The following is a 12828-nucleotide window of genomic DNA, read 5'->3' on the forward strand; positions in this document are numbered from 1 at the left end:
AGTTGCTAATTATTGTATAAAATACTCTCCTATGATTGTTAAAAGACAGATAACAAGCTCAAAACGATTCCCCCTTCCCATTTGAGAAAAAACGTATTATTGTGTTATAATGCGTCAGTTGATAGAGAGGTCTTGTATCTATAAGGCTCCTGAGGATGATGGTGTAAAGTAGTAAATGCCTGACCAGAGTACTCTAAAAACTAGACATGGAAAAAGTATGAAGCGCATTTAAAGAAGATGATAAGTTTAGTTTTTTCTTTAGATGATTAAGTCCTAACTTAACAACTAAAAGGGTATTTAATGAAGAAGATAGCACTAGTAATTGGTTTCTTAATTCCAGTATTATCATTTGCTAGCAATATTCCCAGCAACCAAGCAACCGACAATTTCCTCGAGCAATGTGCGAAGGAAAAAGATCCCGTAAAACGACAAAATTCTTGTCACATGCTTGATCACCACAGCACATCTCAAATCAATATTCCAGAGTTTCATAAAGAAATCGTTACTGTATAGTAATTGGCGATCCTGATTAACCGAATCAGGATCGCGAAAAGCTTTCTTTCCTTTACCAAATAACTGTATTTATCCATCTAATCGTTATGCGAGCTAATTAATCCTGGGTTTTGGTAATTTATAACAAACTGAGGGTTTTTCCTCTTGAAGGGTGACAAACTGATAGCGATTTTTCAGCAATCGGTATCGCGCGATAGCTCACTGGATAAAAAATAACAGATGGAAATGTCATACGCCTCCACCACATTACTGATGAAGCCGCCATGAAATAGTCTTAGTTTGATGTTTCATATTCGACCTGTGTTTGAGGCAAGTAATGGCACAATATTGGCCAATATTGTAAAAATCATCATGTGGATTGTTCACGAGCCTCGTTGCAAGATCTGCGAGTTGCAGAATAAAAAAAAGTTATTGGCCAAAGAGTAGCCGATGCGGTATTGCGTTTATGCAATTTGTATCCATGAGTAACTCTCAAACAGGCTCCATGTTAATGACTAAAGTGCTTCACCGAGGACAAAGCCAAGTCAATAATTTTTGTAGATTGCTCTTCACTGGCATTGATTTGACTTACATCATTGATTAAATCAAGCAGAAAACCAGGGACATCATCTCCTAAATGCGAGTTATTATAGAGGCTCGCAGCACGCGTGAGAATATAGCGAAGTAAATTCTTAGTAATGATAATTTTATCTTCTGAAGTCATAGTAGCGTTATGACTATCGCCAAATAATAACCAGCCTGGTGAAACCTGCAATTTTGCTGCGATATCAACTAACTTTACAGGTTCTGGAATAGCTTCTCCACGAAGGTACTTGCGACAAATTTGCACTGAATAACCAGTGATTTCGGCTAATTTGTGAATGCAGACCCCGGAAGTGGAGCGTTGAGAGTTAAATCCAGCAGCTATCATTGCATCCCGCAGGCGACAAGCAAACTGTTTTGTTAAGTCGACTTTTTCCATGGATGCAATAACCCCAAATAGATACGTAGATAAATGGTAACAAAGTGTTTCATTTTCTGCAAATTTACCTTAAAACGAAACTTTTGGTTTCTTTTCGATTTTAATTGTTGCGATAAGGAAGGTGATGTGTAATAATCGGTTCGAAACTTAAGGATCAGTTTCGAACTAGAGTTTAAAGCTGTATAACTGATGGAAAAATTGTTTACAGATAAGTCCAAATTATGGAAAAAGTGGTTTAACCATAGCAGTAAACCTCGTGAAATTTTGTGGCTTGAATCGATGTCAATCCATTCAGGCCTCTCTACTTAGGGGATTCGCTCCCTATTTGTATGAATTTTAAGTAACAACAATTTATTATTTTTAAATAAACGGTTGTTCGGTTTATGCGAGAGAGGTTAATCAACCAGTTTATGCTGTTCTTTTTTCCAAGCAGGCCTGCAAGAAAGGAATAGTTTCATATTGCCTTCCCAGAAGTATTTCTCACCTGCCTCAATCAAAACAACATCACCGGCAGATAAGGTATATTCCTCATGATTGATTACTATCTTACCTCGACCCTCAAACACATAGGCTAATTCATCACATTGCTCATTAACTGTTCGACGCTCAATAGGATAACGACCAGCGATCGTAGCAATTGCTACGTCAAGCATTTCATGATTTAAAGCGTATTCAGTCACTGAACAGGTTGCACTATTCTTTTTTTCCATAGCTTGATGTTTAAAAGATATTTTCATTGGGTTCTCGAATTTATTTTACGATGAAAGAAATGGCTCCTCATCTAATAAGTTTTCAATGATAAAAAAACCATTGATGCTAAAATATCATAAAAAATGAGAAAAATAATTTAATTAGACACTTAGAAAACTGTTCTCTGTCTGTACAAAATTAGATAAACCATCGTGCACTATAACAACAAAGCCAGTTTTATTTGTACAAAACATCTATTTGTTAAAGCAATCATCCAAGTAATTATTGCTTTGTGATTCTAGCTTTTATATAATCATCGCCACTTTGATATGCTAGAACGAATAATAGGCACGTAGCTCAGTGGTAGAGCACCACCTTGACATGGTGGTGGTCGGTGGTTCGATCCCACTCGTGCCTACCAAACTAACCCTGCTGTGCAGGGTTTTTTTTTCTCATTGAATCTTTGACGTGTGTGCCAGGGGAATGGAGGGACAACAAGATGCCGAACATTAAATTACCTGATGGAAGTGTTAAACACTTTGAACACACTATAACTGTTCATGATGTGGCGCATAGTATCAGTCCTGGACTGGCAAAAGCCGCTTTGGCTGGCAAGGTAGATGGAAAATTAGTTGACACAAGCTATGCTATCTCTCGCGACTGTGAGCTGATGATTATCACTGAAAAACAAGAAAAGGAAAGTTTGGAAGTCATTCGCCATTCTACTGCACACTTATTGGCTCAAGCAGTTAAAAGTTTATTCCCTAGCGCACAGGTTACAATTGGTCCAGTGATTGAAGATGGATTTTATTATGATTTTGCTTTTGGCAGGCCTTTCACTCCAGAAGACTTAGAGCAAATAGAAGAAAAAATGCAGCAATTAGCGAAGGCCGATTATCCTGTCGTTCGTCGTGAAATGCCGCGTGATGAAGCGATCGATTATTTCCGTAATATGGGCGAAGAATATAAAGCGAAGATTATTGCCGACATCCCTGCAGGAGATGTGATCTCTCTCTACCAGCAAGGCGATTTTGAAGATCTTTGTCGAGGTCCTCATGTACCCTCTACAGGCCGCTTAAAAGCATTTAAACTCACTAAAGTAGCTGGTGCTTATTGGCGTGGAGATGCTCGTAACGAAATGTTACAGCGAATTTACGGAACAGCCTGGGCGGATAAAAAAGCTTTGGCCGATTATTTACATCGACTCGAAGAAGCAGAAAAACGGGATCACCGAAAACTCGGAAAGGCCCTCGATTTCTTTCATTTTCAAGACATCGCACCCGGTATGGTCTTTTGGCACCCCAATGGTTGGATTGTCTATCAGCTGCTTGAGCAATATATGCGCGGCCGTTTAAAAGATTTCGGATATCAAGAAATTAGAACTCCCCAATTAGTTGATAAAGTGTTATGGGAAAAATCGGGTCATTGGGAAAATTTTCGCGAAGAAATGTTTGTTACCGAGACCGAAAATCGTCAATATGCGGTCAAACCAATGAATTGCCCTTGCCATGTACAGGTTTATAATCAAGGATTAAGAAGTTATCGCGATTTACCGATGAGACTCTCTGAGTTTGGTAATTGTCATCGCTGCGAACCTTCCGGAGCACTACATGGTTTGATGCGTGTTCGCAATATGGTGCAAGATGATGCACATATTTTCTGTACAGAAGAGCAAATTCAATCCGAAGTAGCAATGATGCTTGAATTAGTCAAATCAGTTTATACTGATTTTGGCTTCACGGAAATTAAGTACCGATTAGCTTTGCGACCAGAGAAAAGAGTAGGTAGCGATGAAATTTGGGATAAGGCTGAAAACGCATTAAAAGATGCAATGAATGGTCACAACATTACTTGGATAGATGCACCTGGCGAAGGGGCTTTTTACGGCCCTAAGATCGAATGCTCCCTTGCGGATTGCTTAGGGCGAATTTGGCAGTGTGGTACAATCCAAGTTGATTTTTCGATGCCTGACCGTTTAGGTGCTCTCTATGTTGCTGAGGACGGGTCAAAACAAATCCCTGTGATGCTGCACCGTGCGATCTTAGGTTCTTTTGAGCGATTTATGGGAATTTTAATCGAGCATTACGCAGGACGTTTACCCCTTTGGTTGGCTCCATCGCAAGTAGCGGTCCTCCCAATAAGTGAAAAACAGCATGATTTCGTGCGAAAAATCACTAATATTTTACAAAAGCAGGGTGTTCGTGCAAATTTTGACTTGAGAAATGAGAAGATTGGCTTTAAAATCCGCGAGCACACTATGCAAAAAGTTCCTTATTTGCTCGTGGTTGGTGATAAAGAAGTCGAAAGTGACTCAGTCGCTGTACGAACTCGTGAAGGAACTGATTTGGGCGTAATGCGCATAGATACAATTTGCGAGCACTTGCATCAAGAAATTGCTGCAAAAGGCCGCCTTGAAAAAGATAACCTACTTGGAGGATCGAACTATTAGTGCATCAAATAAGCGTGACAGTGATCGCGCGCGGATTAATGAACAAATCAATGTACCTGAGGTACGCTTAATTGATGTCGATGGCAATCAGGTGGGAATTGTATCAACGCGAGAAGCCCTACGCACAGCAGAAGAAGGTGGTTTTGATTTGGTTGAAATATCACCAACAGCCAGACCTCCTGTCTGCCGTATTATGGATTATGGTAAATTCCTCTTTGAAGTGAGTAAAAAACAGGCTGAAGCCAAGAAAAAGCAGAAGCAAATTCAAGTCAAAGAGCTTAAATTCCGTCCAACAACGGAAGAGGGAGATTATCAGGTAAAGCTACGCAACCTGATCCGTTTCCTAAATCATGGCGACAAAGTCAAAATCACACTGCGTTTTCGCGGTAGAGAGATGGCTCATCAGGACATTGGCATGAAAATCATGGAGCGTTTGCAACGAGATACTGCTGAATTTGCAGTCCTTGAACAGCAAGCAAAACGTGAAGGTCGTCAATTACTGATGGTGTTAGCGCCAAAGAAAAAGTAAGGGGCGAATTGAAAGCCAGCTTTTAAACCCACCCTATGGTGTGGTAAAAGAGATGATTTCAGTTGGTTCCTAGGTGGTTGTTTAGATCTTCGCTCCCGCTAGATTCCATAGAATCGGTAAAAAGAGTTGATTGAAAACGCTACATCATTATAAGTAAATGAATGCGGAGTATTTAGTTATGCCAAAATTAAAGTCACATCGTGGAGCTGCAAAACGCTTCCGAAAGACAGCGACTGGTAGAGTTAAGCGTCGTGGCGCTTATCGAAACCATATCCTCACTAAGAAGTCGCCTAAGCAAAAACGACAATTACGTGTTGCTTCAGGTACTTTAAAAGCATGCGATGCGCGTTTAGCAAAACGTATGCTGCATGGTAGTTAAGGGGAGGATAAAAAATGCCAAGAGTTAAACGTGGTGTGACGGCTAAAGCACGTCATAAGAAAATTTTAGATCAAGCCAAAGGCTATTACGGTGCCCGTAGTCGGACTTACCGAGTTGCCAAACAAGCGGTTATCAAAGCTGGGCAATATGCTTATCGTGACCGACGTCAGAAAAAACGTCAGTTCCGTGCATTGTGGATTACTCGTATTAATGCTCAAGCACGTGAATGCGGTATGTCATACAGCCGCTTAATCGCTGGATTAAAGAAAGCTGAAATTGAGCTCGATCGCAAAATATTGGCTGATATGGCTGTATATGATAAACAAGCTTTTGCAGCGTTAGCTGAAACAGCAAAAGCAGCACTTGCTTAAAGTTTTGTTGCCAATTCACTAACTTGTGGCCTAAGGAACAAGTTAGTAGAATTGATAACAATACCTAGTAATTTCTGTTGTAATAAATTATTGAGGAGGCTATAGCCTCCTTTTTTACATGTGGGTTTAATCATGCAAGATATTATCCTGTTACGGCAAAAAGCTGCTGATGCGATTTCCCAAGCCCAAGACGTTACAGCCTTAGAAGCCATTCGTGTAGATTACCTGGGGAAAAAAGGGCAATTGACTGAAATTCTCAAAGGATTGGCGGGCTTATCTGCGGAAGAAAAACCTAAAGTAGGCCAATTAGTCAATCAGGCTAAGGTTGAAATCAGCAAATCAATCGAAGAGAAAATGACGCATCTTAAAGAGATGCAGTTGCAAAAAAAATTATCTGCTGAGCGCATCGATGTGACTCTACCGGGACGCCATCAAAAGTCAGGTTCGTTACATCCAGTGACACAAGTTAAGCATTGGATCAACGACTACTTTAGCCGTTTAGGTTTTGATATCGTTGAAGGTCCCGAAATTGAAACCGAATTTTATAATTTTGAAGCCCTGAATATTCCTGGGCATCATCCTGCCCGCGCGATGCACGATACCTTTTATTTTGGCGATGGGCATTTATTGCGTACTCATACTTCTCCAGTACAAATAAGAACCATGGAAAAACGAAAACCGCCTTTACGTTTAATTGCTCCTGGCAGAGTTTATCGTTGTGATTCGGATGTAACACACACACCCATGTTTCATCAAGTTGAGGGATTATTAATTGACAAGCAGGCCACGTTAGCAGGATTAAAAGGGTTACTGCAGGATTTATTTGCTCATTTCTTTGGGCGAGAATTGGCTCTTCGTTTTAGAGCCTCTTACTTTCCTTTTACAGAACCTTCGGCCGAGGTTGATATTGAATGCACTCAATGTGCTGGTAAGGGCTGTCGTTCTTGTAAGTTCACCGGATGGTTAGAGGTATTAGGTTGCGGTATGGTTCATCCTAACGTCCTAACTGCCGTCAATATTTCACCTGCGGAATATCAAGGATGGGCGTTTGGCATGGGCATCGATCGACTGGCAATGCTGTATTTTGGCATTGATGACTTGCGAACGATGTTTGAGAATGATTTGACCTTTTTAAGACAGTTCTAAGCGATATTAGGCGGGTATTTAAATGAAAGTTAGTGAATTGTGGTTACGTGAGTGGGTAAATCCTTCTTTAAATGAGCAGCAACTTGCTTCGTTGTTAACTATGGCTGGTTTAGAAGTTGATGCTCTAAACCCTGTTGCCGGGGCATTTGATCGTGTTATCGTCGCGCAGGTAACAACTACTAAACCTCATCCACAGGCTGACAAATTAACTTTATGTGAAGTAAATACTGGTAGTGGTGATTTATTGAAAGTTGTCTGCGGTGCAGCAAATGTTCGCGCTGGTCTCAAAGTTGCGCTGGCTCAGATTGGTGCCAATCTCCCTGGCGGATTAGTCATTAAAGAGTCGACTTTACGAGGCGAGTTGTCGCAGGGCATGCTATGCTCTGTGGCTGAACTTGGTTTGGCAGAGTCCTCTGATGGCATCATGGAGCTTGAAGAAGATGCGCCGATAGGCGCGGATTTACGTACTTATTTGATCCTGAATGATCATGTGCTTGATATTGACTTAACGCCAAACCGTGCCGATTGCTTCAGTGTTCTTGGAGTCGCACGGGAATTATCAGCACTGACTCAACTTCCGCTTAAATCAGTACCGCAACAAGTTATCCAACCCACGATTGATGAGTCGCTAACCATTCAATTACAAGCAAAAGAAGCGTGTCCTCAATATGCTGGACGTATTATTCGCGGCATTAATTCTCAAGCTCGGACTCCAAGTTGGATGAGTGAGCGCTTGCGTCGTGCAGGTTTGCGTACTATCCATCCCGTTGTGGATGTAACTAATTACGTCATGCTTGAATTAGGGCAACCGATGCATGCTTTTGATTTGGCAACGATAAAAGGTTCTATTATCGTTCGTTTTAGTAATGATAATGAAACACTTGAGCTACTTGATGGTCAACAAATTAGTTTGAGCAATAAAGTATTGGTAATTGCTGACAACGAAAAACTGCTAGCGATGGCAGGAGTGATGGGGGGCGAAGAGAGTGCCGTTCAGGAACACACGAAAGATATTTTTCTTGAAAGCGCCTACTTTAATCCTCTGACAATTGCTGGAGTAGCGAGAAGTTACGGTCTCACAAGTGACTCATCTCAGCGTTTTGAGCGCGGTGTTGATCCTAATATACAAGTTTTAGCACTAGAGCGTGCTACTGCACTGTTGCTTGAAATTGTTGGTGGGCAAGTTGGCCCAGTTTGTTTAGTCGCAGAGCCCAGTGCTTTGCCTCAAAAAATGACAGTACAGTTTAATCCCGAGGCGGTCAAACGAATTACAGGGATGACAGTCGCTGAGGAAGAAATGGCAGTGATGCTTCAAGGTCTTGGTATGACCGTTGATAAAAAAACGAATTTGTGGATGGTAGAAATTCCTTCTCATCGATTTGATATTCGCCTCGAAGCCGATTTAGTTGAAGAAATTATTCGTCTTTATGGCTATGATAAAATGTCTGGCGAAAAAATGATTACCACAGTGCAAGCCGGTAATGTGAATCCTTTTGAAGCACTGGCTGTGCGAATTGCGCGCTTATTTACTGCCAGAGGGTATCACGAAACCATTAGTTATAGCTTCGTTGATCCTGAATTACAGCAAGCACTTTATCCTGATCAGGCAGCAATGCAGCTTCTCAATCCAATTTCCTCAGAACTCTCTCAAATGCGAGTGGGCATGTGGCCTGGATTACTTGCCTCGATGGTTCATAATATTCATCGTCAGCAAACCGCCATCAAAATTTTTGAAAACGGAGTGATTTTCGATTTACAAACAGGTTCTTTGCAAGAGCATTCCTGTGTGGCTGGCTTATTAGCAGGTGAACATGGGACTATGAATTGGAGCGAAGAAACAAGGAAATTTGATTTTTACGATCTAAAAGGGGATTTAGAAGCGCTTTTTAGTTTTTTACACCTAAACAACACAAGTTTTGAAAGTGCCGAGCATCCCGCTCTACACCCCGGTAAATCAGCAAAAATTATGATAGGCGGGCATCATGCAGGTTGGTGTGGATCCTTGCACCCACGGATCGCTGATGAACTTGATTTAAATGAAGAAGTTATATTATTTGAATTAAAATTAACTTCTTTAATCAATGAAACATCTGTGCGTTATCAGCAAATTTCCAAATTCCCGCAAATACGCCGCGATTTATCGATGTTAGCCGATAATGAGGTGAGTGCAGCACAAATTGAGGCGGCAGTACGCCAAGTAGTCAATACGGCTTGGCTCAAAGCATTTGATGTATTTGATGTTTACACCGGCGAATCAATTCCTCCAGGAAAGAAAAGCTTAGCAATTGCCCTTACTTTGCAAGACAATACACGTACCATGATTGATAGCGAGATCAATGCAATAATTAGTGCTATAATCAACAAATTGAAAGAGGAATTTTCCATAATATTGAGGGACTAATCGTGAATGCGCTAAGTAAAGCAATGATTGCGGAAACCTTATGTAACGAGCTAAATCTTACCAAACCTGATGCAAAGGAAATGGTAGAACAATTTTATGAATCTTTAAGGTACGCCTTGGAAAGTGGCGAACACATAAAATTGTCGGGATTTGGTAACTTTACTCTGCGTGATAAAGCGCAGCGACCGGGAAGAAATCCTAAAACAGGAGAAGAAATTCCTGTAGTGGCAAGGCGGGTGGTAACGTTTAAGCCTGGCCTTAAATTAAAGACCAAAATCGAAGAACGGGATAAATAAGCTGTTGACCCACTATACTAAGCATGTATTTTTATGCACTAACCAGAAAGTAGCCGGAAAAAAATGCTGTGCTAGTTCTGGCGGTGAGCCTTTTTTTAATTATATGAAATCTAAATTGTCAGAGCTTGAATTGCATGGGCCTGGCAAAATCAGAATATCTAAATCTGCTTGTCTTGGCCGCTGTAGCGAAGGTCCCTGCATCGTGATTTATCCTGAAGGCGTATGGTATACTTACGCCACTGTGGCTGATATTGATGAAATAATAGGCAGCCATCTCATAGCCGGCGAGACTGTAGAACGCCTGCTGATCCCTAATTAGTAGATAATTGCAAGAATATATAACATTTTTACTTGTAGGTTATCTCAGTTTTAGTTAAAATCGCCCGTCTGATTGAAAGATTACCAATAAAGGCGGTACGGAGTTAATTTAATGAAAACATTTAGCGCCAAGACACATGAAGTCAAACGAGACTGGTATGTGATCGATGCTAGCGACAAAGTTTTAGGTCGTCTTGCTACTGAGATTGCCCGACGTTTACGCGGCAAACATAAGGCTGAGTACACCCCTCACGTGGATACTGGTGATTACATCATTGTAACCAATGCGGAAAAGGTGACTGTTACAGGCCGAAAATTTAAAGAGAAGATGTATCATCATCACACTGGGTTTCCTGGTGGGATTAAATCGATTTCTTTCGATAAATTACAGGCGAAAAATCCTGTGCGTATTATCGAGTTGGCAGTAAAAGGCATGCTTCCCAAGAACCCATTGGGTAGAGAAATGTACCGCAAACTAAAAGTATATGCTGGTAATGAGCATCCGCATACTGCACAGGTACCCAAGCAACTTGAGATTGAGGAATAAGTACTATGGCTGAAAAACAGCAATACTATGGCACTGGTCGTAGAAAAAGTTCAACGGCAAGAGTGTTCTTACGTCCTGGTAAGGGCGAAATTAAGGTTAATAACCGTGCCTTAGAAGATTATTTTGGTCGTGAAACTTCTTGCATGATTGTTCGTCAGCCTTTAGAAACTGTTGATGTAATCGGAAAGTTTGATGTTTACGCTACTGTAGTTGGCGGCGGAATTTCTGGACAAGCAGGTGCAGTTCGTTTAGGTATCGCTCGTGCTCTCGTTATTTATGATGAGCAGGGCTTGGCAGAAGACGCTGAACCAAATCCAGAATCCTACCGTAGAAAATTACGTGCTCGCGGTTTGTTGACTCGCGATTCACGACGCGTAGAAAGGAAAAAAGTTGGTTTGCACAAAGCACGTCGTGCAACCCAGTACTCCAAGCGTTAATATATTCAACCCCACTCCTGTGGGGTTTTTTTTATGCGTTTTCGAGTTAACCTAGAAGTTCAGAAGACTTAAACAAGCGTAGTCTTGATGAAAGAGAACCTCTTGTGAAGGTTTATCTTTCTCCAATGAAATAAAAGCTAAATCGGTGAACCTACAAACTCTTCCATCATTCTCCTATAAAATAAGCGCTTACCTTCTTTGTTAGTTAGGCATTATAAGCATTGTTTACCAAGTTCGATAATTTTTGATCAAGCTCTAGAGCTACTTTAGTCACTTGCTCATTCTTAAATTGTCCAAAAAGAGTGGAGGGTAAATCATATTCAACGGTCACATAATTAGGCTTATCAGTAGGGTATGTATAGCAAAACAATTGAAGATATTCAGAATGAATTAGAAGAAATATTTGATATCAAAAATCGAAATCAAATCGATAGCAAACAGAGAGTATTACTAGAAAATATACTAATTGGCTTAAGAACATTTCAAAATACAAAAACGTTCACTAATTTAGCTCTCATTGTTGACGAATGTGAGGCTTTTTTTTTTAATATCTCAATTGAGTTGCGCAAAGATTGGAATGCATTATTAGACTTAGCTGGCCTTCCATCACCGCTTGTTAACTCTAGAATTTATCCTGCTCAACTTAATCAAGCCTTATTAGTCCTTGCTATACAAAAAAATGCAGCGTCTCTTTTAAATTTACAAAATAATCTTGATTCTGAGTTGCAATCCGTAGAATTAACTCCAGATAATTTGGCATTAATCAGATGGGCTCGTATAAAAAACCTGCTAGTACAAGATGGTTATTCAGGACTTCGTTATCTTCGTCCAGAATACTGGGATGAATTTTGGACTCATGGATTTTTATCGCTAAAAAGCTGGGTATTTGAAGAGGGAGTATTTGCCAATACTATTGTAACTTTTCAAGAGCTAAGAACAAACAAGGCAGTTCTGGGAAAATGGAATGATTTAAATAAGGTTTATTTCACAAATCCTAGTAACTATGAAGTTTTTGTCAAAGAAGGATTACTATTTTGTCTTGATGGTAATGAAAAATTATGTAGTATGAATACTTATTATCGTGAAGCTCATATTGCTGATAAGGAATTATTATTAGCAATAAGTGCAGAGGGTAGAATATTTGTAAGCAATTGCCTTGAAAATGTTGGAAATGGTTATAACCACTCAACTTTTTTCAGTGGAAAACCTGGCTTATTTTTCGGAACGATTCGTGTCGATCAAGGACAAATTGTTTATCTTTCTAATCAGACTGGTCATTATAAATCCACAGTTCGCGAGCTCTTAAATGTATTGAGGTTATTAAAACAAGCTGATCTAGACTTAAGAAAATTTCATGTAAAATTGAGCGGTGTCAGTGGCAATAGGAATGCTGAGCATTTTTTGGCGATGAGAGGGTTTGTTCTAAGAGACGAGCTAAGGCTTTTTGTCTCTCCGAAAGGCGCTATTCTTCAAAAAGCAATAAAAAATAGTAACATCGATACAGTGACTGAGTTTTTTACAAGACCAGGATTAAGGAAATATTTGATTATGGAGGATAAGGATGGAAAAAATATTTTACAGCAAGCGATTGATGCCTATAATCCTCAAATACCTGATTCAGAGATTGTATTTCGCCTTATTGTTGAAAATTTAGATAAGCTACCACGGTTTTTTTACAGGTATATGGATAATAGTCTTTGCGATTCTATTTATTATTTAGGCAATGCTGATAAATCTGAATTAAAAAATATTTTTGAGAACAAATTTCCTGGAATGAAGATAAATTATTAA

14 protein-coding genes and 1 tRNA gene are annotated in these 12828 nt (G+C 40.1%); 13 read left to right on the forward strand and 2 right to left on the reverse strand.

Annotated features, from left to right (window positions below; genetic code table 11):
• Positions 1-300: 300 nt before the first annotated feature.
• Positions 301-513 carry a hypothetical protein gene (locus Ldro_RS04960; protein WP_058495311.1) on the forward strand — a complete coding sequence of 71 codons (213 nt, stop codon included), beginning with the start codon at positions 301-303 and terminating at the stop codon, positions 511-513.
• 487 nt (positions 514-1000) lie between these two features.
• On the opposite strand, the gene Ldro_RS04965 is transcribed toward Ldro_RS04960, so the two are convergent.
• Together Ldro_RS04965 and Ldro_RS04970 are read right to left on the reverse strand one after the other, a co-directional pair.
• On the reverse strand, positions 1001-1474 hold the full coding sequence (locus Ldro_RS04965; protein ID WP_058495312.1) for a helix-turn-helix domain-containing protein: 474 nt from the start codon (positions 1472-1474) through the stop codon (positions 1001-1003).
• Positions 1475-1869: 395 nt separating this feature from the next.
• Positions 1870-2211 (reverse strand): cupin domain-containing protein, encoded by a 342-nt coding sequence (locus Ldro_RS04970; protein WP_058495313.1) that lies wholly within the window; start codon positions 2209-2211, stop codon positions 1870-1872.
• Positions 2212-2510: 299 nt separating this feature from the next.
• Between Ldro_RS04970 and Ldro_RS04975 the strand changes: the two genes are divergently transcribed.
• From Ldro_RS04975 to Ldro_RS05030, 12 genes are all read left to right on the forward strand, one after another.
• Positions 2511-2585 (forward strand) — tRNA-Val (locus Ldro_RS04975).
• A gap of 78 nt (positions 2586-2663) precedes the next feature.
• On the forward strand, positions 2664-4613 hold the full coding sequence (thrS, locus tag Ldro_RS04980) for a threonine--tRNA ligase (protein WP_058495314.1): 1950 nt from the start codon (positions 2664-2666) through the stop codon (positions 4611-4613).
• Entirely contained in the window at positions 4609-5142 is a 534-nt protein-coding gene (gene infC / locus Ldro_RS04985; RefSeq protein WP_083497930.1) for a translation initiation factor IF-3, read from the forward strand. The genes thrS and infC overlap by 5 nt, the downstream gene beginning before the upstream one ends.
• A gap of 178 nt (positions 5143-5320) precedes the next feature.
• Positions 5321-5521, forward strand: coding sequence for a 50S ribosomal protein L35 (rpmI, locus tag Ldro_RS04990; RefSeq protein WP_058496063.1), 201 nt, complete (start codon positions 5321-5323; stop codon positions 5519-5521).
• Positions 5522-5535: 14 nt separating this feature from the next.
• Positions 5536-5892, forward strand: coding sequence for a 50S ribosomal protein L20 (gene rplT, locus Ldro_RS04995; RefSeq protein WP_058495316.1), 357 nt, complete (start codon positions 5536-5538; stop codon positions 5890-5892).
• Positions 5893-6024: 132 nt separating this feature from the next.
• The gene (locus tag Ldro_RS05000) at positions 6025-7038 is read left to right on the forward strand and encodes a phenylalanine--tRNA ligase subunit alpha (protein WP_058495317.1); all 1014 of its coding nucleotides are present in this window, start codon (positions 6025-6027) and stop codon (positions 7036-7038) included.
• Positions 7039-7060: 22 nt separating this feature from the next.
• Positions 7061-9439 carry a phenylalanine--tRNA ligase subunit beta gene (pheT, locus tag Ldro_RS05005; RefSeq protein WP_058495318.1) on the forward strand — a complete coding sequence of 793 codons (2379 nt, stop codon included), beginning with the start codon at positions 7061-7063 and terminating at the stop codon, positions 9437-9439.
• A gap of 2 nt (positions 9440-9441) precedes the next feature.
• Positions 9442-9735, forward strand: coding sequence for an integration host factor subunit alpha (locus Ldro_RS05010; RefSeq protein WP_058495319.1), 294 nt, complete (start codon positions 9442-9444; stop codon positions 9733-9735).
• A 1-nt stretch (position 9736) separates the two neighbouring features.
• Positions 9737-10054: a (2Fe-2S) ferredoxin domain-containing protein gene (locus tag Ldro_RS05015; protein ID WP_193786638.1), complete on the forward strand. Its 318-nt coding sequence runs from the start codon at positions 9737-9739 to the stop codon at positions 10052-10054.
• Positions 10055-10165: 111 nt separating this feature from the next.
• Positions 10166-10600: a 50S ribosomal protein L13 gene (gene rplM, locus Ldro_RS05020; RefSeq protein ID WP_058495321.1), complete on the forward strand. Its 435-nt coding sequence runs from the start codon at positions 10166-10168 to the stop codon at positions 10598-10600.
• A gap of 5 nt (positions 10601-10605) precedes the next feature.
• Positions 10606-11037 (forward strand): 30S ribosomal protein S9, encoded by a 432-nt coding sequence (gene rpsI, locus Ldro_RS05025; RefSeq protein WP_058495322.1) that lies wholly within the window; start codon positions 10606-10608, stop codon positions 11035-11037.
• Positions 11038-11391: 354 nt separating this feature from the next.
• Positions 11392-12828, forward strand: coding sequence for a hypothetical protein (locus Ldro_RS05030; RefSeq protein WP_058495323.1), 1437 nt, complete (start codon positions 11392-11394; stop codon positions 12826-12828).

It is taken from the genome of Legionella drozanskii LLAP-1, from assembly GCF_001467585.1.
Classification (GTDB): domain Bacteria; phylum Pseudomonadota; class Gammaproteobacteria; order Legionellales; family Legionellaceae; genus Tatlockia; species Tatlockia drozanskii.

What these genes read in the sequence shown, in the direction of transcription:
- Ldro_RS04960 (WP_058495311.1), top strand. Translation starts at nt 301, where the DNA reads ATGAAGAAGATAGCACTAGTAATTGGTTTCTTAATTCCAGTATTATCA.
- Ldro_RS04965 (WP_058495312.1), bottom strand. Translation starts at nt 1,474, where the DNA reads ATGGAAAAAGTCGACTTAACAAAACAGTTTGCTTGTCGCCTGCGGGAT.
- Ldro_RS04970 (WP_058495313.1), bottom strand. Translation starts at nt 2,211, where the DNA reads ATGAAAATATCTTTTAAACATCAAGCTATGGAAAAAAAGAATAGTGCA.
- thrS (WP_058495314.1), top strand. Translation starts at nt 2,664, where the DNA reads ATGCCGAACATTAAATTACCTGATGGAAGTGTTAAACACTTTGAACAC.
- rpmI (WP_058496063.1), top strand. Translation starts at nt 5,321, where the DNA reads ATGCCAAAATTAAAGTCACATCGTGGAGCTGCAAAACGCTTCCGAAAG.
- rplT (WP_058495316.1), top strand. Translation starts at nt 5,536, where the DNA reads ATGCCAAGAGTTAAACGTGGTGTGACGGCTAAAGCACGTCATAAGAAA.
- Ldro_RS05000 (WP_058495317.1), top strand. Translation starts at nt 6,025, where the DNA reads ATGCAAGATATTATCCTGTTACGGCAAAAAGCTGCTGATGCGATTTCC.
- pheT (WP_058495318.1), top strand. Translation starts at nt 7,061, where the DNA reads ATGAAAGTTAGTGAATTGTGGTTACGTGAGTGGGTAAATCCTTCTTTA.
- rplM (WP_058495321.1), top strand. Translation starts at nt 10,166, where the DNA reads ATGAAAACATTTAGCGCCAAGACACATGAAGTCAAACGAGACTGGTAT.
- rpsI (WP_058495322.1), top strand. Translation starts at nt 10,606, where the DNA reads ATGGCTGAAAAACAGCAATACTATGGCACTGGTCGTAGAAAAAGTTCA.
- Ldro_RS05030 (WP_058495323.1), top strand. Translation starts at nt 11,392, where the DNA reads ATGTATAGCAAAACAATTGAAGATATTCAGAATGAATTAGAAGAAATA.